The 17,693-nt window shown below is 66.1% G+C and carries 17 protein-coding genes; 9 read left to right on the top strand and 8 right to left on the bottom strand.

Going from position 1 to position 17,693, the window contains the following annotated elements; all coding sequences use genetic code 11:
- Positions 1-2: 2 nt before the first annotated feature.
- The gene (locus tag KYT87_RS24135; RefSeq protein WP_219991026.1) at positions 3-1,664 is read right to left on the bottom strand and encodes an arylsulfatase; all 1,662 of its coding nucleotides are present in this window, start codon (positions 1,662-1,664) and stop codon (positions 3-5) included.
- Positions 1,665-1,998: 334 nt separating this feature from the next.
- On the opposite strand from KYT87_RS24135, the gene KYT87_RS24130 reads away from it, so the two are divergent.
- Both KYT87_RS24130 and KYT87_RS24125 read left to right on the top strand, forming a co-directional pair.
- Positions 1,999-2,517 carry an anti-virulence regulator CigR family protein gene (locus KYT87_RS24130; protein WP_219992766.1) on the top strand — a complete coding sequence of 173 codons (519 nt, stop codon included), beginning with the start codon at positions 1,999-2,001 and terminating at the stop codon, positions 2,515-2,517.
- A 175-nt stretch (positions 2,518-2,692) separates the two neighbouring features.
- Positions 2,693-3,865 carry an FUSC family protein gene (locus KYT87_RS24125; protein WP_219991025.1) on the top strand — a complete coding sequence of 391 codons (1,173 nt, stop codon included), beginning with the start codon at positions 2,693-2,695 and terminating at the stop codon, positions 3,863-3,865.
- Here KYT87_RS24125 and KYT87_RS24120 read toward each other — a convergent pair.
- The 3 genes from KYT87_RS24120 to KYT87_RS24110 all read right to left on the bottom strand — a co-directional run bounded on the left by KYT87_RS24120 (position 3,855) and on the right by KYT87_RS24110 (position 8,643).
- The gene (locus KYT87_RS24120) at positions 3,855-6,008 is read right to left on the bottom strand and encodes a PIG-L family deacetylase (RefSeq protein WP_219991024.1); all 2,154 of its coding nucleotides are present in this window, start codon (positions 6,006-6,008) and stop codon (positions 3,855-3,857) included. The genes KYT87_RS24125 and KYT87_RS24120 overlap by 11 nt on opposite strands.
- Before the next feature lie 191 nt (positions 6,009-6,199).
- Positions 6,200-6,910: a hypothetical protein gene (locus KYT87_RS24115; protein ID WP_219991023.1), complete on the bottom strand. Its 711-nt coding sequence runs from the start codon at positions 6,908-6,910 to the stop codon at positions 6,200-6,202.
- Positions 6,911-6,915: 5 nt separating this feature from the next.
- Positions 6,916-8,643 carry an alpha/beta-hydrolase family protein gene (locus KYT87_RS24110; RefSeq protein WP_219991022.1) on the bottom strand — a complete coding sequence of 576 codons (1,728 nt, stop codon included), beginning with the start codon at positions 8,641-8,643 and terminating at the stop codon, positions 6,916-6,918.
- A gap of 241 nt (positions 8,644-8,884) precedes the next feature.
- Between KYT87_RS24110 and KYT87_RS24105 the strand changes: the two genes are divergently transcribed.
- The 4 genes from KYT87_RS24105 (at position 8,885) to KYT87_RS24090 (ending at position 11,725) form a co-directional block, all read left to right on the top strand.
- Complete coding sequence (locus KYT87_RS24105) at positions 8,885-9,652, top strand: class II aldolase/adducin family protein (protein WP_046807085.1); 768 nt, start codon at positions 8,885-8,887, stop codon at positions 9,650-9,652.
- Positions 9,653-9,734: 82 nt separating this feature from the next.
- Entirely contained in the window at positions 9,735-10,319 is a 585-nt protein-coding gene (locus tag KYT87_RS24100) for a YceI family protein (protein ID WP_104142334.1), read from the top strand.
- A 155-nt stretch (positions 10,320-10,474) separates the two neighbouring features.
- Positions 10,475-10,732, top strand: coding sequence for a helix-turn-helix transcriptional regulator (locus tag KYT87_RS24095; protein ID WP_219991021.1), 258 nt, complete (start codon positions 10,475-10,477; stop codon positions 10,730-10,732).
- A gap of 39 nt (positions 10,733-10,771) precedes the next feature.
- Positions 10,772-11,725, top strand: a complete 954-nt coding sequence (locus KYT87_RS24090; protein WP_219991020.1) for a type II toxin-antitoxin system HipA family toxin — start codon at positions 10,772-10,774, stop codon at positions 11,723-11,725.
- 13 nt (positions 11,726-11,738) lie between these two features.
- On the opposite strand, the gene KYT87_RS24085 is transcribed toward KYT87_RS24090, so the two are convergent.
- The 3 genes from KYT87_RS24085 to KYT87_RS24075 all read right to left on the bottom strand — a co-directional run bounded on the left by KYT87_RS24085 (position 11,739) and on the right by KYT87_RS24075 (position 14,476).
- Positions 11,739-12,185, bottom strand: coding sequence for an SRPBCC family protein (locus KYT87_RS24085; RefSeq protein ID WP_219991019.1), 447 nt, complete (start codon positions 12,183-12,185; stop codon positions 11,739-11,741).
- Between the two features lie 73 nt (positions 12,186-12,258).
- Entirely contained in the window at positions 12,259-13,836 is a 1,578-nt protein-coding gene (locus tag KYT87_RS24080) for an FAD-dependent monooxygenase (protein ID WP_255444750.1), read from the bottom strand.
- Between the two features lie 130 nt (positions 13,837-13,966).
- Entirely contained in the window at positions 13,967-14,476 is a 510-nt protein-coding gene (locus KYT87_RS24075; protein WP_104142189.1) for a DUF1993 family protein, read from the bottom strand.
- Between the two features lie 221 nt (positions 14,477-14,697).
- Here KYT87_RS24075 and KYT87_RS24070 point away from each other — a divergent pair, with 221 nt between their 5' ends.
- From KYT87_RS24070 to KYT87_RS24060, 3 genes are all read left to right on the top strand, one after another.
- Positions 14,698-15,573 carry an NAD(P)-dependent oxidoreductase gene (locus KYT87_RS24070; protein ID WP_219991018.1) on the top strand — a complete coding sequence of 292 codons (876 nt, stop codon included), beginning with the start codon at positions 14,698-14,700 and terminating at the stop codon, positions 15,571-15,573.
- Between the two features lie 61 nt (positions 15,574-15,634).
- Complete coding sequence (locus KYT87_RS24065; RefSeq protein WP_046807089.1) at positions 15,635-16,600, top strand: tripartite tricarboxylate transporter substrate binding protein; 966 nt, start codon at positions 15,635-15,637, stop codon at positions 16,598-16,600.
- Between the two features lie 31 nt (positions 16,601-16,631).
- Positions 16,632-17,300, top strand: coding sequence for an RraA family protein (locus KYT87_RS24060; RefSeq protein ID WP_046807090.1), 669 nt, complete (start codon positions 16,632-16,634; stop codon positions 17,298-17,300).
- Between the two features lie 12 nt (positions 17,301-17,312).
- Here KYT87_RS24060 and KYT87_RS24055 read toward each other — a convergent pair whose 3' ends face one another.
- Positions 17,313-17,675, bottom strand: a complete 363-nt coding sequence (locus KYT87_RS24055; RefSeq protein ID WP_219991017.1) for a hypothetical protein — start codon at positions 17,673-17,675, stop codon at positions 17,313-17,315.
- Between the last annotated feature and the right edge of the window lie 18 nt (positions 17,676-17,693).

Raw genomic sequence — 17,693 nt, 5'->3', positions numbered from 1 at the left:
CGTCAGTTGCCCGACGGCATGGGCAGCTTGAAGCCGTCCTTGGCCAGGCTTTCACGAATGTATTGCAGGCGCTCGTACTGCGACAGCGTGACGGGGCCGGTATAGGCATCGCCTTGCGCCTTTCTGGGCGGGTACTTCACGTAGGTCTTCATCAGGTCCGCCGCCGCCGCGTTCATGGTGGGCAGCGTCCACGTTCTTTCCGTGACGTTGCTCATGAAAATGTCGTAGCGTTCCTGCGGGTCGGCCCACAGGTCGAACACCTGGGGCACCCCGGCGACATAGGACTCCGGACCCTTCCAGCCCAGGTTGGTGTCCACCGCCAGCCCCCCTGTCTTGACGCCGTCGTCGCCCCGCAGGTTGAACACGGCCTTGTAGTTGCCGACCCGAATTGCGCCGGGAGACAGTTCGTTTTCCGTGAAATAGAACCACGACTTGCGTTCGGACTTGCCCGTGCCGAACAGTACCGGCGACATGTCATAGCTGTCGAAGATGATCGGCTTGTCGGCACGGTCGTTGACGGGCAGCTTGACGCCGGCGACCGAGGCAAAGGTGGCCATCAAATCCAGCCCGCCCAGGATGCTGTGGTCTTTGGTGGCGGGTGCAATCTTGCCCGGCATCCACGCAATGGCGGGTACGCGGTTGCCCCCTTCGCGCACGGTGCCCTTGGTGCCCCGGAACGGGGTGTAGCCCGCGTCGGGGTAAACGTCTTGCCAGGCGCCGTTGTCGGTGGTGTAGAAGACCAGCGTGTTCTTGTCCAGGCCCAGCTCTCGGACCTTGTCCATGATGCGTCCGATGCGCGCGTCCAGCTCGACGACGGAATCGGCGTACTTGCTTTTCGATAGGGATTTGCCGACGTAGTCCGGGTCGGGCATGTTGGGTTGGTGCACCTTCATGAAGTTGATGTTCATGAAGAAGGGCGTCTCGCTTTTTGCATTGCGCTCCAGGTAGTCCACCGAGGCTTTTTCAACATAGCGGTCAAAGAACGGAATGCCGACCACGCCTTCTTTGCCATTGACCTCGGGGGTGTCGACGTACTGCCCGTTGATCTTGAATTCCTCGCGCGCCGTTTCGCCGGCATTGCCCGAGAGCGCACCGCGCGTGACCTTCTGGAACATGGCGCGCAGTTCGGGGTCCATGTCGGGGAACCAGGTGGGATCGGCGTATGTGTAGGCGTTCAGGTGATACAGGCCGGCGTACTTCATTTCGTCATAGCCTTGCGCGTTCGGCAGGGAATAATCCGCTTCGCCCAAGTGCCATTTGCCGCTGAAGAACGTTTTGTATCCGCCCGTCTTCAGCACGGACGCCAGCGTCCATTCTTCCTTGGGCAAGCCGCCGCCCTGGCCCTGGAACGCAACGGTGGTCATGCCGCTGCGGTTGGGGATGCGGCCGGTCTGCATGGCCGCGCGCCCGGGGGTGCAGCTGGGCTGCGCGTAGAACGAAAAAAACGTCATGCCTTCGTTGGAGAGCCGGTCGATGTTGGGCGTGGGCATGCCGCGCCCCGCACCGCCGCCGTAGGGCCCCAGGTCGCCGTAGCCCGTGTCGTCGGACACGATAAGAATGATGTTGGGTTTGCGGGCTTCTTGCGCCACGGCGGGCGCGCCCATGGCCGCTGTCGCTATCAATAGCGCGGCAAGGCCGGTTGAGTAACTTTGCTGTGTCGCCATGTTCCACACTCCGTCTATAGATCGTTGAATCGACCGTGGGGCGTGCATGACCTCGCGGTCCGGGTTGGCCTACATGAAGCTAAAGCATCTCAACGACGTCAGCAGTTGCGCGTGCGTTATTGAGGAAACGATATTTCACCTCCTGTGGGGCGACGTCAACGGAAAAAGTGTCAGCGGAATTATTCGCTGTTTGGGCAGTGCGGGCGGCATGGTCAACGCCGCGTGGAAATCCGCAAAACGGTTACAGCCGTACCGGTGCGGATACATGAAAGATTCCCGTTTTTCCAGCGGCGGGAGTAAAACGGCGGTGTTACCGACCAGCCTGGAGCCTTCCATGCGCACCGCCGTTCGCTTGTTGACCATTGCCTGTAGCCTTGCCCTGGGGGCGCATGCGTTCGCGGCCCCTCCGGAAGGCAAGGGCAAGCCCGACAAATCGGGTCAAGGCCAGGGGCAGGGACAAGGGCAGGGCAAGAACAAAGGCCAGGGCCAAGGCGATTCCGGCGACAAGAATGGCAAGTCGAATTCCGGCAATGGCAACGGCAAGGGCAACGGCAAGGGCAACGGCGGCGATGGTTCGCTGCGGCAGGCCGGCATTTCGGTGACCACCGCGCGCGGCTACGCCACCGAATATCACGTCACCGGCTATGCGCCGCTGCCGCCGGGCATTCGTAAGAACCTGGCTCGCGGCAAGCCGCTGCCGCCCGGGATCGCCAAGAAGATGGTGCCCGGCCCCATGCTGGCCAGGCTGCCCGTATATCCCGGCTATGAATGGCGCGTGGCGGGATCGGACCTGGTGCTGGTGGCGATTGCCACCGCCGTGGTCGCGGACATTCTGGTCAATGTGTTTGACTGACCGGGCGGCATGACGCTTGCTGGTGCATCGGGCTCCGATGCACCCGTTTTGCGATTTATCCGTGCCAACTCAATCCCGACCCCAATCCAAAGCCCAATCCCAGTCCCAATCCCAACCCCTGCGGCCCACCCTGGCCTTGCGGCTGCGCAACACCACGGCTTTTTGCCGGGCCCGGATGGCGGAGGACGCCTTCCGCCTGCCAGTGCAAACGGTGGCCGCCGTGCTGCTTGCGTTTGTCTGGATGCGATGGCGCCAGATGCCCGAGATTTCATGGGGCGCATTTTCCGCCCTGTTCGTCGTGCGCGCCAGCGTGGAGGGCACGGTCGGCGAAGCGTCGGCCCGCGTGCTGGGCGCCCTGATCGGCGTGGTGCTGGGGGTTTCGATGGTGCTGGCGGCGGACGCGGCGGGCGCCAGCCCGGTGTGGGCCATCGTGGTGGGGGTGGCGTGCGCGGCGTATCTGTCGATGCGCTGGCCCATGCTGAGCTACAGCCTGGTCACCGTCACGATCCTGACCGTCACGCCCGACGGCGACATCCTGGGCGGCGCGCTGGACAAGACACTGGCCATTGCGGTGGGCTCGGCCTCGGGCATTCTGGCCGCGCTGGCCGTGTTGCCCTTGTCGGCACGGTACAGCGCGCGCTGGAACCTGGCCGCGTCCATTGACGCCTATGGCGACATGCTGGTCGATTGGGCGGCGGCGTTCAATGAAGCGCGGCAACGCCCACGCCTGCATGACCGGCCCATCATGGAACGGGCGCGTTGGCGCGCGCGCGACATGGTGACCCAGGCCGGCGCGTTTCCGCTGGACAAGCTCAGTTCACACCTGTCCGTCTATCAATTGAATGAACGCATTGAAGGCTTGTGGCGCACCGCCCCGATCATGGAGCGGGCGGGAAGCTTCGTGTTGTCCGAACGAACTTGCCACGCCCTGGGGCCGGCGCTGCACGACGTGGCCGCCGCGCTCAAAGAACAGATCGGCTGCCTGACGGAAGCGCTGCGCGAGAAAGCCTACACGCAACCGTGCCACGTCCCCGCGTCGGCCTTGTCGGCCCTGGATGCAGCCATCGAAGAGGCGTTGCATTGGCCAGATTGCGACGCCGACGAGAAGCAGGCGATCGGCGTCATCCGGTGGATCTGGCAGGAAGTGGCCCGGGAAGTGGAGGACCTGGCCGGCTATCTGCTAGAAGGACGTTCTGAGGCAGGAGGCCATGACGCGGGAGGCCATGACGCGGGAGGCCATGACGCGGGAGGCCATGACGCGGGAGGCCATGACGCGGGTGGCCACAACGCAGGACGCCACAACGCAGGACGCCACAACGCAGGAGGCCCCGACGGGCCTACTGCGTGACGGTCTTGGCGGGCGGCGCGGTGGGCGCGCCGCTGGCCGCCGTGGTGGTCGTGGGGGACGTGGGCGTGGCGGTGCGCGAGGCCTGCGTCGGCATGCGTTCCACCGTCAGCGCGGCGGGATCGCTGGGCGACGGGCGCACCACCACCGTGTTGGTCGCGGCGGGCGTGCCCAGGTTGGGCAGGTCGGCGGGGCGCGCGGTGGCCATGGTGGCAAAGGGGCCACCGCCATTGCCCGGCACGCCGTCCAGCGTCAGCCGGTCCGCCCACACGCCGTCGCGGCGCGACAGCACCTGATAGCGTTGCGGGCCGCCGGCGCTGCGGGCCACGATGTACACGGCGCCGTCGATGACATTGAGCGCGGGCGGCGAGGCGGCGTCGGCGTCCAGGCGCGTGGGCTTGCCGTGTTCCACCAGCCACAGCGGCCCGCCGGAACGTTCCAGCAGCGCCAGGATGACGTTGCCCTTGGCATCGGCGTGGATGGCCGGGCGGCCGATGAAGGGCACACCCAGGTCGGCGGGCGCGCTCCAGTCCATATCCATGTCGGTGGTGTCGCCGGCTTCGATCAGCTTGGTCAGGTGGTTGTTGCCACGCTGGCGGAAATACAGCTCGACGCGGTCTTCGTGGTTGCGGATTGCGGCCAGGCCACCGGCCGCCACGGGCGCGGGCACGTGGCGCCATGCCTGCCATTCGGGGCGCTTGCCTTTGTCGGCGGGCAGCTGGCGGGTGTAGAAAAGTTTGCCTTCGGAAGTATTGGCGAAGATCACGTAGCGGCCATCGGCCCCGCGCGCGGCGGCCGGCGCGCCGGTGGCGCCGTCCAGGGCGGGCAGGTCTTGCCAGGGGCTCCAGCTGCCGTCGATGCCCGACGGTGCAATCCAGTGCAGCAGGCCGTCATAGCCCAGGGCCACGGCAGCGGCTTCGCCACGCGGCGCCACGGCGGGAATCTGCGTCACGCGCAAGCCGCCCAGCGCTTGCCAGCCTTGCCAGGTGCCGTCGTGGCGTTGCTTGTTGGCCCACACGCCGCCCAGCGGATCGCGCGCCATCAGGCCGGCCGTGCCGTCGGCATGCGTAAACGATACCAACGGGCCGGTGGTGCGGCCGCCCAGGCTTTGCCAGCGGCGCTGGCCCGAATCCCAGCGGTTGACGGCGGCGTTGGTTTCGCCCGCCGCAAAGACCACCAGGCCGCCACGCCCGTCCGGATACAGCTGCGGCGCGATGTCCTGGCGCGATACGTAATAGGCGCGCTGCACCCAGGCGGCGGCGGGGCCGGCCGGTTCCTTGCAGCCGCTGGGGCCGGCGCAGTAGTGGTAGTCGTTCCAGGCGTAGTGCTGGAAGATCACCGACTTGCTGGCGATTTCGGATTCGGTCAGGTTGGTGGCGCGTTCCTGGCTGGGGTAGTCGATGTAGCCGGTTTCGGCGTAGTTGCCGGGCACGCGCAACATGGCTTCGCGCGCGAGCCGCGCGCTGGCGATGTGGTCGGGGTGGCCATGGCCGGCGCAGCGCCAGCACAGCTGCGTGTACGGCACGGTGATGGTGTCGTCCAGGTGGCGCACGGTGGTCGGGCCGTATTGGCGGATGAGTTCAGCCAACGTGTCGATCAGCTGTTCGCGCGTGTACGTCTCGGGGTAGGGGCCCAGCGTGTCGACGCTTTGGCCCGGTTCGGATTCCGTGCGGCTAAGCGGGGTCAGGCTGCCCCAGCCCTTGCCCAGCCACGGGTCCTTCAGGCGCATGTGCCACAGCTGCACGCGCGGATTGTCCTGCAAGGTAAAGCGCGCGATCTGGCGGCTTGCCGCGATGCCGGTATCGGCTTTCCAGACGTCCGGTTTGTGCGCCATGTAGGCGTAGGCGGCGCGCACGCCGCGCTCGCGGCCCAGCATGTAGGTATCGCCTTCGCCCGCGTCGCTGGCGGTCAGGTAGACCACGCGCACGCAGCCGCCCGCTTCAACGTTGGAGGCAATGTCCGGGTTCATGAACAGCAGGTCGTCGTCCAGATGCGCGACGAACGCCAGGTCCTTGATGCCGTGACACTCTGCCAGCGTGGGCGGAGCGGCCAATGCGGGAAGGCAAGTGAGGGTGGCGGCCAAAGCGGCGGCCGTGCAGCAAAGCGCCCGGCGTAGCGGGCGCAGCATGTCCATCAAGGCGGGCATAGAAGGGCGCGGCCAAGGGGCCGCGCGGCAAGAAGCTTAGGTTGGAAGAAAGACTGCAAAAACTCGGGCTGCAAAAACAGCTCGGAAAAGTATACCGGCGCGCGTGCAGGCGTCCATGCCTCTGGCCGTACAGAGTGTTGGATAGGGTGTCAGACTGCAATTTACCGCCGGGCCGGGTGGAGAACCGTCACCTAATTACGCTGCCACTGTCCCCATTCAGGATCCAGTCGGGCAGGCGCGCCGTGCACCCACACCTGCTCGTCGTCCAGGCCCGCTGCCGCCTGCGGGGCGACGTCGAACGCGATGCCCAGCGCGCTTGCTACGCAGGGCGCTTCGATGGGCAATTCCCAGGTAAGGAACCACTGCGACAGGTCGGCATCGGCGGGAAAGTCCCGGGCGTCAAAGCGATGGCCGCCGCGCGGCACAACGGCATGTGGCTGGCAGGTGTCGAACACGATGGCGGTGCCGCGTGTCAGGGGGATGCGCTGGCCGGAATGCGGGAAATGCACGTCCAGCCCCTTGTCTTCGCTTACGAAAAGGTTGCAAAAGGCCGCGCCGGCATATTGCCCGCCGTCATGGTGGTAGCGGGCGCCCCGGCAGGCCATCAGCGCCATGTCACTGTCGGCCAGCACGTTGTCCAGGCCTGCGTCGCGCGTCCAGGCGTGCATGGCCTGCACGCAGTGCTTGTAGTCGGGCCAGCGGCGTTTCGCGCGGGCCAGCGGCAGGGGTTCGACATCGCCGGGCTCCAGCATCAGGCGTGTGGTGATTTCGCGTTGCCAGTCGGCGACGACGTGGCGGGCGGGGGCGGGAATGTCCAGGGTGGCGCGCAGCACCGTCGGGCTGACGCTTCGGCTGCGGATGGCGTCGCCGCTGAAATAGAAGGCGGTCAGCAGATCGGTCATATCGTTCAGCCCCCGCGATGCTCGTACGCGGCCTGCGTGGCCTCGCCATCCACCGTGGCGGCGCGCGCGCGTTCCATCAGGTGCTGCTTCAGCCGCGCCAGCGCGTCCGGCGTCCAGCCCGGCGCGCCCGTCACCGCCAGCCACGCATCCACGTAGTGCTGCGGTGCGTAGACGTGGCCGTAACCGATGGGCGTCTCGGTGCTGACCGACATATCCAGCGCCAGCTGCAACATCGTCACCACCGGCACCCAGCGCAGCTGCGGCGATACGTCGGGGCCGTAGGGGGGCTCCATCCATGCGGGGCGGCGGTACAGGTCGCGAAAGTCGAAAAACGTGATGGCGTCGCTGGCGTACTGCAAGAACACAATGCGCATCGGGCCCCATGGCGCATCGGCGGGCACGGGCGAACCGTGCTGGTTCATGAAGCGCACGAAAGCGCCGTCGCGCAGTTGCGGCAACCACGCGGGAGAGCCCGGGTTGCGCGCGTCTGTAATGGCGCGCCACACCCGGCTTTCAAACGGTGGGCCGCTCCAGAGCGCGCCCTGGATCGGGTCGCCGATCATCTCGAACAGTTCGGCCGACCGCGCGGAATTCAGCGCGCCCAGGCTTAAACCGTGCAGATAGAGCTTGGGCCGCTTGTCTTTAGGCAGCGTGGTCCAGTAGCCGTAGACCTCGGCGAACAGCGCGCGCGCCGCCTCTGATCCGTACTCGGGCTGGGCCAGCAAGGATAGCGGGCTGGACAGGTAGGAATACTGCAATGCCACGCTGGCCACGTCGCCATGCAGCAGGTATTCCAGCGCGTCCATCGCGGCCGGGTCGATCCACCCCGTGCCGGTGGGCGTCACCACCACCAGCGCCGACCGTTCAAACGCGCCCACGCGTTTCATCTCGGCCAGCGCCAGCTTGGCGCGGGCGGCCGGCGTGTCGGCGCCGGGCAGGCCGACGTAGACGCGGATCGGTTCCAGCGCGTCATGCCCGGTCTGCGCCCGGATGTCCTGGGCGCTGGCGCCGGATGCAATGAATTCGCGGCCGGCGCGGCCGAGTTGTTGCCAGGCGATCAGGGAATCGGGGCTGCCCGTTTTGCCGGGGGCGGTGGGGCGCGGGCGCTCGGGTTCGAGCAGCGCATCGTATTCGCGGAACGAGGCGTCCAGCACATGCAGCGCCGCCCGAAAGAACACGTTGTTGGCCAGCGACCAGAAGATCAGGATGGCGATTGCGGCGCCCGTCACGTTGGCCACACGGCGGGGCACGACGCGGCGCACCCGCGCGGCCACCCACCGCGTCACCAGCTTGAACAAGCGGCCCAGCGCCAACAGCACGGCGAAGGTGGCCAACGCGGTAAGGCTGACCTTGAAGGGATGCGCGCTAGGCACGGGCGGCATTTCCATCAGCGCGCGGATCGTGTTCTGCCAGTCGGCCGCGCGCCACAGAAAGGCCAGCAGCACCGCCGCGCACACCAGCGTGATCGTGCCGTTGACGATGCGCGCCGCGCGCCCACGGGGCTCGGGCAGTTCCAGGTAAGCCCACAGCCAATGCCACAACACGCCCAGCCCATAGCCGGCGGCCAGGCAGGTGCCGCCCAGCACGCCCTGCGTCAGGTAGGTGCGCGGCACCAGCGTGGGCGTCAGCGACGCGGCGAAGAACAGCGTGCCCAGCAGCAGACCCACGCCCGACAGCGATTCCAGATGCGACTGGAAAAAAGCCTGTAGGCGGCGGTGCGGGCCTTGCGGCATGGTGGGGTCTCCGTGGAGGCGGCCCCTTAGAGGGGGCGGCCCTTATTATGCAAGCGGAACCGGGGCCGGGGCCACGCCCGGCGCGGTGCGACGAAAATTGTTTTTCATCTGACGGACGGCAGCGCCCACGGCCATGCCGGATCGGTTTAAAACCAATACAGTGTTCCACGGGCCGGCGGCGTCATGGCCGCAAGCGCCTTCGGAATGGACCCCAAGACGAATCAATAACACTGGAGACGGGATGGACACGGTAAGCAAACAGGGCGCCGGCGTGCGCGAACAAGTCAGCGCAACGGAATGGCAGGTCCGCACAGACCTCGCGGCCCTGTATCGGCTGGTGGCGCTATTTGGCTGGGACGACCTGATCTTCACGCACATCACCGCCAAGGTGCCTGGCACCGAGCACTTCCTGATCAATCCCTACGGCATGATGTTCGACGAGATCACGGCGTCCAGCCTGGTCAAGATCGACCTGCACGGCAACAAGGTGATGGATTCGGAATACGACATCAACCCGGCCGGCTTCACCATCCACAGCTGTATCCATGCGGCCCGCAAGGACGCGATGTGCGTGCTGCACACGCACTCCATCAACGGCGTGGCCGTGTCGGCGCAAAAAGACGGCCTGCTGCCCTTGTCGCAATTTGCCTTCATCGCGCTGCGATCGCTGAGCTATCACGACTACGAGGGGCTGGCGCTGAACCCCGAAGAACAACCGCGCCTGGTGCGCGACCTGGGCAGCAACAATTACCTGATCCTGCGCAACCACGGCTTGTTGACGGTGGGCCAGACCATGGCCGAGGCGTTCCAGGCCATGCACCGCCTGGAAGCCGCCTGCATGGCGCAGGTGCGGGCGCAGGCCGGCGGCGGCGAATTGATCTTCATCCCGCCCGAGGTCCTGGCGCGCGCCGCCGTGGAATCGCCCGCCGACCGCGCCTACAAGGCCTCGTTGGCCTGGCCGGGCCTGTTGCGTCGGCTGGATCGACGCAACCCCGGCTACGCGGAATAGGTCTGTCTGGTTTGTCCGCCGTGCCCGGGCCCGCCCGCGCACGGCCCCTTCACCATAAGGAGCCTTGATGAAGCTGACTTCGATGAAGCGCATCCCGACCCTGATGCTGGGCGCCGCCGTGCTGGCCTTGTCCGCCCAGGCCGTCGCCGAGCCGGTCACCTACGACATCGACCCCTCGCACACCTATCCCAGCTTTGAGGCCGACCACTTCGGCGGCCTGTCCACGTGGCGCGGCAAATTCAACAAGTCCCAAGGCGTGGTGGTGCTGGACCGCCAGGCCCGCACCGGCACCGTCGAGGTCACCGTCGACATCAACTCGGTGGACTTCGGCCACGACGAGATGAACAAGCACGCGCTGGCGCCCGACATCTTCGACGCCGCCCGCTACCCCACCGCCACCTTCAAGGGCAAATTCACCAAGTTCGACGGCGACCGCCCCGAAGAGGCCACCGGCGACCTGACGCTGCGCGGCGTGACCCGCCGCGTCAAGCTGGACATCGACGACTTCAAGTGCATCCAGCACCCCATGGAAAAGCGCGAGGTCTGCGGCGCGGACGCCTCCACCGAATTCAGCCGCAAGGATTTCGGCCTGGACTTCGGCCTGGACATGGGCTTCAAGCCCGAAGTCGAACTGAAGATCCAGGTCGAGGCGGGGCGTCGAGGGTAGGGGCCGATCCTGGCGCGTCCTATCGTGGATATGTAAGTCATAGCCGACATTTTTCCCAAATTTTCAGAAAAAGTCGGCTTTGGCTTACATTTTTGGGCCGGATCGGTGTACGGTATCGCAACTACCCCAGGCGTTAAAGCCAAGGAATGTTGCGTATGCCGTACTTCCCCACCGCCGTCCTTCCCGCAGAGTTTGGCGAGAGTTTCCAGCGTGAACGCAAGCAGCGAAAAATAAGCCAGGCCACCTTGGCGGAACGCGCCGGGCTGTCACGCCACCTCATCATTCAGATTGAAAAAGGCGAAAACGTCGGCCTGCACTTCATCCTGCGCGCCCTTGCGGTTCTGAATATGGGCCTGCGCATCGATACCGCCGGCATCAATTACGACGACGTGGGGCGCCTGGACGATGAGTAAAGCCGGCTGGCCCTGACGGGCAGCAACCAGATCGGGCGGTTGCGCTATCGAGAACCCGGTAGTCAGGCGCAGCGCCTTCAGGCCGAGGTCGGGTTGAAGACGCTGCTGTCCAGTGGCGCCAGTGTCGAGCTTTTTGACCACCTGGTCAGCGCCTACCTGACCTCGGGCATTTCAGGCTTTCAACCCAAGGTGTTGATGCCGGACGCGGACGAGCTGGATGCCAAGCCGATCATCGACAAGTCCACGACCTTCACGCCGAACCTTATCGTCAAGGCCGCAGGCGAGGACTATCCCTTTCTGGCGCAGAACGAATTCCTCTGCATGACCGTCGCGAAGCAAGCGGGAATTCGCGTGCCCGAGTTCTGGCTGTCGGATGATGGCTCGCTATTCGTGATGCGCCGCTTTGACCTGGACGGGGGCGACCAGCTGGGTTTTGAAGACATGGCCGTGTTGTTGCGCAAGACCGCCAAGGAAAAGTACCTGAGCGCTTACGAGACCATCGCGCAGATGATCGGCCTGCTGTGCGGCGCTAATCGCGTTGAAAGCCTGGCCCGGTACTTCGAATACGTGGCGCTATCGGTGCTGCTGCGCAATGGCGACGCGCATCTGAAAAATTTCGGTCTGCTGTACCGGCATCCGGGCGCGGCGCCAGCCGCCCTGGCGCCGCTGTTCGACGTGGTGACGACCAGCGTGTACGAGATCGATGACCCGCAATCCGGCCGCAAGCTGTCTGACCGGACGCTGGCGCTCAAGCTGAACAAAAGCCGCGAGTATCCCAGCAGGAAAACGCTGCTTCAGTTTGGCCGCACGGTGTGTGGCGTTGCCAGGCCGGAAACGGTTATCGACCGGATTGCCACGGCCATGCACGAGGTGCTGGAAGATGAAAAGCACCGCGTCGACGCCGATTTCCTGGGCAGGATGCGGGCCGAATGGGAGCAGGGCAGCGATTCCGTGCAAGCGCCTGTCTACTTCCAGGGCAAGCCCGGCGCGTGACGTCCCAGCCGGCCTACTCCGCCACTTCCGGGTCGACCAGCCGGGCCAGTTGCAGCAGGGATTCCTGCCAGCCCAGGTAGCACATTTCGGTGGGGATGGCGGCCGGGATGCCGCTTTGCTCGATGGTGATTTCCGTGCCGCACGACACCTTGCGCAGCTGGATGGTCGTCATCATCTCGCCGGGCATGCCGGGGTCGTCGAAGCGGTCGGAATAGCGCAGCCTTTCGCCGGGAACCAGTTCCAGGTATTCGCCGCCGAACGCATGGATCTGGTTCGATCCAAAATTGCGGAACGACATCTTGTAGGTGCCGCCTACCTTTGCGTCCAGTTGGTGGACCTGGCAGGTAAAGCCGTACGGGGGCAGCCATTTGGCGAGGGCGTCGGCCTCCAGGAAGGCGCGGTAGATGCGGTCGGGGGGGGCGCGCAGGACGCGATGGAAATTCACGGTGCCGGTAGTCATGGTGGATCGCCTTGAGAAGAGTGGGTCGTACTGATACGACGAACCGGCCGCGCCAACATCGACAGGGATCTTCCTAGGAAAAACCCTGAGAACGCAACCGGTCCACATACGCCGACAAGGCTTGCGCGTGGCGCTCGTCCGCGCGCAGGCCGACGTGGCCGTCCGCCCGTACCACCAGCAGCACGATCTTGTTCACGCCCAGCTGGCGGGCGGTGTCGGGCGACAGGTAGGCGTCCACATTGGACACCTCCGCGTTGGCCGTCAGTGCAACAACCACTTCAATGATGGGGCCGTCCGACAGCGCCGCCGTGTCGCGGTGGACCTGCGCCAGCTCGTCTTGCGGCGTGGCGCTGCCCCCGATCAACAGCGCGGTGTGGCCCAGCCGCTTGGTGTAGTCGTGCAGCTTGCCCGCGCCGCCTGACGCGAACTCGACGGGCAGGTGGTCGGGCAGGCGTTGCCCGGGCGACACGCTGGGTTGCGCATCGCCCATGACGATGGGCGAGCCGGCGTAATCGATGTCCAGCTCTGCCTCGGCCACGGCTTCGTGATGGCGCGTGGCGGGGTCGGAGAACGCGGCGCGGATCGCGGCGTCGCGCTCGCGGCGGGCCTCGGGATCCATGACCATTTGGGCGTTTTCGGCGGCGTCGCCCGACGCCATGACCTGGTCCGCCACCGGCCGGCGCTCGGCGTGGTAGCTGTCCAGCAAGGCGTCCGAGCAATGCCCCTGGCAAACCAGCGCCAGCTTCCAGCCCAGGTTGTAGGCGTCCTGCATGCCGCTGTTCATGCCATGGCCCTGCGCGGGGCTGCATGTGTGCGCCGCGTCGCCGGCCAGCAGCGTGCGGCCCAGGCGAAAGCGCTGCGCGACCTTCGTGTGGCAATCAAAGCGGGTCGGGTGCGACACGCCTTCGAAGCGCGCGTCGGGCAGGTAACGGCGCAAGGTCTCCAGAGCGTCGTTCACCAGGTCCGACTGCGGCGAACCGGGCCGCAGATAGACGCGCCACCGACGCTCGGGCAGCGCGGTCAGGATCACGGGCGTCGGATCCAGGTAGGCGTAGTTGGCCTCGAACGAATCGGGCCATCCGGTGATGGCGGCGTCGAATACCGCCCAGGGCTGGTGGATGTCGTGCCCGTCCTGGCCGATACCCATCAGCGTGCGCACGGTGCTGTGGTGGCCGTCGCAGCCGACGACCCATTGGGTAAACACCTTGGACCGGACGCCGCCTTGCTCAAGGGTTGCCAGCACGCCGTCGGGGCGCTCTTGCAGCCCGACCAGCTGGGTGGCGCGAGTGACGCTGCCGCCCAGGGCTTGCAGATGGTCGGTCAGGATGGCTTCGGTGACTTCTTCCGAAATACCGATATTGAAGGGGTAGCGGCTGCCGCACAGCGCCAGATCGATGTCGCCCAGCACGTTGCCGGCGGCGTGGATGCGCGCGCGGCGCTGCTTGACGCCGGCATCCAGCAACGGCGCGGCGATGCCCAGGGCGTCCAGGATTTCGATGGTGCGAGGGTGGACCACGGTGGCGCGGTCCCAGTCCAGCGGCCGTTCGTGCGCGTCGATCAGCAGGCAATCGACGCCGCGTCGAAAAAGCTCCGAGGCGGTGAGCAGGCCGGCGGGGCCGGCGCCCACGATCAGAACGGTCGTCGCGATCATCAAGCTTTCTCCAGTCGGCCCGCGCCGCCCATGCGTGGGCGTCTGGCGAAATTAGAGCAAGCCGAGGGAAAGCGTCAATGAAAGCGGCCCTTGCCTGATGGGCGAGGGCCGGCTTACCGGTGCGTCGGTATCAGTACGCGCCCATGTAGTCGCGCTTGCCGACTTCGATGCCGTTGTGGCGCAGCAGGGCGTAGGCCGTGGTGACGTGGAAGAAGAACTGCGGCAGGCCGTAGTGCAGCAGGTAGGCGCTGCCCGACAGCTTCTTTTCCTTGGGCGTGCCCGGACGCAGCACGATTTCCAGCGTGGCGGCTTTCTCGAACTGTTCCGGCGTGAACGCGCCGACGTGCGCCAGCGTCTTGTTGATCAACGCTTGCAGCTCGGCAAAGGTGGCTTCGCCTTCGGGCCAGGACGGCACCTCGGCGCCGGCCAGGCGCGAGGCGATGCCCTTGGCGAAGTCGCAGGCGATCTGCACCTGGCGCGACAGCGGGAACATGTCCGGGTACAGGCGGGCGCCCAGGTAGGCGGACGCGTCGATGTTCTTGGCCGTGGCGTGCGCTTCGGCTTTCTTCAGCACGTCCGACAGGGCGGACAGCATCTGCTTGATGACGGGAACGGAGGCGTCGTACAGGGGTTGGGTCATGGGGGCTCGCTTGAATAAGGGTAGGCGGGCGCGGGAAATTCCCTGCGCGGCTGCGGCAAGACTACCAGCAATTGATGGCGTTCGTTCCCGCTGGTATTTTGTACTTTTAATGTATCCAGGATTCACTAAACCTGGGGTTTGTACGGGGTATATCTGCCATTTTTCCTTGCGCTATAACCCTGTATGTATTTTTTATGTATTTTTTTACGGTTCGGGTGCAAATGAAAATCGCATTGTTGGGTTGTGGGGAAGTGGGCCATTGCTACGCCGAGGCGTGGCGGGCGGGCGGACACCAGATCGTGGGGATCTGTGAGCTAAGGCAAGACGCAGAAATGCAGCAGCGCGCCCAGGCGCATGGCGCCCCGTTGCATGCCACCCCCGGCGCGTGGCTGCAAGAGGCCGACATCGTCGCCTCGGCCGTGTTCGGCCACGCCGCGCTGGCCGTCGCCACGGCGGCTTTGCCGCACTTGCGCCAGGACGCGGCGTATGCCGACTTCACCACCGCCAGCTCGGGCGACATGCGCGCCGCGGCCGAGGTGGCGGCGCAGCACGGCGTGCCGTTCACCGACGTGGCCATCATGGGCGCCATCGCGTTGTTGGGCGCGCGCACGCCGCTGCTGTGCGCCGGCACGGGCGCTGAAAAAGTGGCGGCCTTTACCGCCGATTGCGGCGCGCCCGCACAAGCCATCGATGGCCAGGCCGGCGATGCCGTGCGCTTGAAACTGCTGCGCAGCATCCTGACCAAGGGCATGGAAAGCCTGGCCGTGGAATGCCTGGTCGCCGCCGAAAGCATGGGCCTGCGCGCCTCGTTGTACGACGTGCTGTCGGACATGGACCGCACGCCGCTCACCACGTTCGTCGATTCGTTCGTGCGCTCGCACGTGTTGCACGCGCCGCGCCGCCTGGCCGAAGTGCGCGAGGCCCGCGAACAACTGGTCGAAGCCGGCTTGCAACCGCTGGTGCTGGACGGCGTGGAGCGCCTGTTCGCGCGCACGGCCAAGGGGATTGAAGCGGCGCGCGAGGCAGGCTCGTTCAACGTGCCCGATTCGGTCGACGCGCGGCTGGCCTGGCTGACGCCGCTGGCCCGGCAATCCTGATTTCTGACAAAGCGGCCCCGCAGAGGGCCGCTGGCATGAACAAAACCTGGAGAGGAAGACAATGACGTCCCTGAAGACTTTGCTGGCGGCCACGCTGCTTATCTCGTCGGCCGCCGCCGGCGCCGCCGACATGGGCACGGCCCCGATCACGCTGATTTCGCCCTTTCCGCCGGGTGGCGGCACCGACACACTGACCCGCATGATCGGGTCGGCCATCGCCCAGGACACCGGCTGGAACATCGTTGTGGAAAACAAGCCGGGCGCCGGCGGCAACCTGGCGCTGGACGCCACGGCGCGTGCCAAGCCCGACGGCCATACGTTGGTGATGGCGCAGACGGACAACATCGTGCTCAACCCGTGGCTGTACAACAAGCTTAGCTACGACACGTTCAAGGACTTCAAGCCGGTCGGCCTGGTGGCCTCGTCGCCCAGCGTGTTCGTGGTGGTGCCCGAGTCGCCCTACAAAACGCTGGACGATGTGGTGAAAGCCGCCAAGGCGCGGCCCGGCCAAATCTCGCTGGGCATACCCGGCATCGGCGGCAGCGGCGACTTGATCGGCCACCTGTGGCGCAAGGCCGCGGGCATGGAGCTGATGCACGTGCCGTATCGCGGCTGGTCGCAGGCGTTTCCGGATCTGGCCAGCGGCCGCATCGACCTCTACACCGGTTCCGTGGCTTCGTTGCTGCCGCAGATCCGGGGCGGCAAGGTGCGCGCGCTGGCGGTGGTGGCGGACGCGCGTTCGCCCGCCTTGCCCGACGTGCCGACCTTTGCCGAAAGCGGCTTCAAGACCATCAACCAGACCATTTGGTGGGGCTTGATGGCGCCGGGCAAGACGCCGGACGACGTCGTCGCCACGCTGAACCAGGCGCTTAACGCGTCGCAGGCCAAGCCGGAACTGGTGAAGAAGTTGGAGGACTCCGGCTACAGCGTCATGACGGGCACGCCCGCCGACCTGGCCAAGCGCCATCGCGCCGACCACGACGTCTTCGGCAAGGTCGTGCAGGAAGCCGGCATCCCGAAGCAATGAACCCCAACATCGAACGCAACAGGAGCACCCCATGATCGGCTTTGATATCCGCCCGCGCCAACGCGCGGTCAGCAGCGATTTCGTCGAGAAATTCCGCCACATCCCGGTGGCCAACATCAGCGATTGCATGTGGCGCATGACGGCGGGCGGCGCACGCCTGCGCCCGATGCATGACGGCACCTTGCTGGCCGGCCCGGCCGTGACGGTGCGCACGCGCCCCGGCGACAACCTGCTGGTGCACAAGGCATTGGATCTGGCCCAGCCGGGCGACGTGGTAGTGGTGGACGCGGGCGGCGACCTGACCAACGCCATCATCGGCGAAATCATGACGACCTACGCGCAGACGCGCGGGCTGGCCGGCATTGTGATCAACGGCGCCATTCGCGACTGCGGCACCATCCGGCGCGGCTCGTTTCCGGTGTACGCGGCGGGCGTCACGCATCGCGGGCCGTACAAGGACGGGCCGGGTGAAATCAACGTGGTGATCTCGCTGGACGGCATGACGATCGAGCCGGGCGATTTGATCCTGGGCGACGAAGACGGCCTGCTTGCGTTGCCCTACGACCAGGTGCCCGCGCTGTACGAGGCCGCCTCGGCCAAGCACGCGGTGGAAGAAAAGATGCTGGCCCAGATCGCCGCCGGCACGCTGGACACATCGTGGATCGACGCGCGCATGAAGGCGCAGGGCTGGAAGCCGTAGCGGGCAGCCGCCTTAGCCCCGGCCGATACCCAGGCGGCGCAGCAGCCGGTCCTTCAGCCCGCCCGCGTACGCCCAGGACAGCACCGCCAGCACCAGCATGGTCACCGTGAAGTACGCGCGCGCGGCCAGCGGCACGGGGTTGATCTGCGCGATGGTGCGCAGCGGCTCGTAGTTCGTGAAGTCGCTGGCGGCCAGCGTGCTGAACAGCAGCGCCAGCGCCGGCCCCGTGAAATGCGGGCGCTCGCCGCGCGTGGGGTCATTGCCGCGCGACATCCACTGCATCAGGCGGAACAACTGCACCACGAGGGTGGCAAGCGGGATGGCGACCGCCAGCAGCAGGACAAAAAGGGCAACCAGGATCTGAGGCGAATTCATAAATATCGGTAAAGCCCA

The sequence above is a fragment of the Achromobacter sp. ES-001 genome (assembly GCF_019448355.1).
GTDB lineage: Bacteria > Pseudomonadota > Gammaproteobacteria > Burkholderiales > Burkholderiaceae_B > Achromobacter > Achromobacter spanius_B.
The sequence above is the reverse complement of the archived record's forward strand: the minus strand, read 5'-3'. Positions and strand labels throughout refer to the sequence as shown.

Bases quoted from the DNA above. Each gene is read 5' to 3' on its own strand.
- KYT87_RS24105 (WP_046807085.1), top strand. From the start codon at position 8,885: ATGGACACGGTAAGCAAACAGGGCGCCGGCGTGCGCGAACAAGTCAGC.
- KYT87_RS24110 (WP_219991022.1), bottom strand. From the start codon at position 8,643: ATGCCGCAAGGCCCGCACCGCCGCCTACAGGCTTTTTTCCAGTCGCAT.
- KYT87_RS24085 (WP_219991019.1), bottom strand. From the start codon at position 12,185: ATGACTACCGGCACCGTGAATTTCCATCGCGTCCTGCGCGCCCCCCCC.
- KYT87_RS24115 (WP_219991023.1), bottom strand. From the start codon at position 6,910: ATGACCGATCTGCTGACCGCCTTCTATTTCAGCGGCGACGCCATCCGC.
- KYT87_RS24075 (WP_104142189.1), bottom strand. From the start codon at position 14,476: ATGACCCAACCCCTGTACGACGCCTCCGTTCCCGTCATCAAGCAGATG.
- KYT87_RS24080 (WP_255444750.1), bottom strand. From the start codon at position 13,836: ATGATCGCGACGACCGTTCTGATCGTGGGCGCCGGCCCCGCCGGCCTG.
- KYT87_RS24070 (WP_219991018.1), top strand. From the start codon at position 14,698: ATGAAAATCGCATTGTTGGGTTGTGGGGAAGTGGGCCATTGCTACGCC.
- KYT87_RS24125 (WP_219991025.1), top strand. From the start codon at position 2,693: ATGGCGGAGGACGCCTTCCGCCTGCCAGTGCAAACGGTGGCCGCCGTG.
- KYT87_RS24055 (WP_219991017.1), bottom strand. From the start codon at position 17,675: ATGAATTCGCCTCAGATCCTGGTTGCCCTTTTTGTCCTGCTGCTGGCG.
- KYT87_RS24130 (WP_219992766.1), top strand. From the start codon at position 1,999: ATGCGCACCGCCGTTCGCTTGTTGACCATTGCCTGTAGCCTTGCCCTG.
- KYT87_RS24095 (WP_219991021.1), top strand. From the start codon at position 10,475: ATGCCGTACTTCCCCACCGCCGTCCTTCCCGCAGAGTTTGGCGAGAGT.
- KYT87_RS24120 (WP_219991024.1), bottom strand. From the start codon at position 6,008: ATGCCCGCCTTGATGGACATGCTGCGCCCGCTACGCCGGGCGCTTTGC.
- KYT87_RS24060 (WP_046807090.1), top strand. From the start codon at position 16,632: ATGATCGGCTTTGATATCCGCCCGCGCCAACGCGCGGTCAGCAGCGAT.
- KYT87_RS24100 (WP_104142334.1), top strand. From the start codon at position 9,735: ATGAAGCGCATCCCGACCCTGATGCTGGGCGCCGCCGTGCTGGCCTTG.
- KYT87_RS24065 (WP_046807089.1), top strand. From the start codon at position 15,635: ATGACGTCCCTGAAGACTTTGCTGGCGGCCACGCTGCTTATCTCGTCG.
- KYT87_RS24135 (WP_219991026.1), bottom strand. From the start codon at position 1,664: ATGGCGACACAGCAAAGTTACTCAACCGGCCTTGCCGCGCTATTGATA.